Below are 557 nucleotides of genomic sequence, written 5' to 3' on the forward strand. Positions count from 1 at the left end.
CGAAATCATCACTCACGGCTTGTAGTACATTACCGACTTTCCCTTGCCAATCTGCTGGGGCTTCCTCAACAACCGGAACAAAGTGAACATTTGCGTATTTCTGTGCAAGTTCGAGCAATTCGTCTTTCGCATACAGCTGGCAATTATCACGAGCACCCCAGTATAAATAGATAGGGTTGGTTTTATTCTGCGCTACGCAATGATCCAGAATCGAACGTACGTAACTAAAACCTGTACCACCAGCGATCAATAACAGCGGGCGTTCACTGTCTTCTTGTACCCACGCATCACCGTGCGGCGCATCGATTTCAATATCATTACCTGTTTCTAACGCAGCTTTCATCGCTTCGACAACTTCGATGGCGTAAGCGTTGTGTTCAGCAGCTCCGATATGAAGCTCTAATTCGCCTTCATGTCGGCAAGGGCTGCTTGCAATCGAGAATGGGCGTTTGTCCTTTTCTCCCATCACAACCATCAGGTATTGGCCAGCTTTAAACGCAACTGGAGACTCAGGGTGCAGTAGAATTTGGTAAGTATTACAAGCTAACGGCTGAATA

The 557-nt window shown here is 46.9% G+C and carries 1 protein-coding gene; it reads right to left on the reverse strand.

Annotated features, from left to right (window positions below; all coding sequences use genetic code 11):
* Positions 1–556 (reverse strand): NAD(P)H-flavin reductase (gene fre, locus R7P74_RS28425; protein WP_318124037.1); only part of this gene is annotated, 556 nt, incomplete at its 3' end.
* Between the last annotated feature and the right edge of the window lies 1 nt (position 557).

It is taken from the genome of Vibrio sp. 2033, from assembly GCF_033339735.1.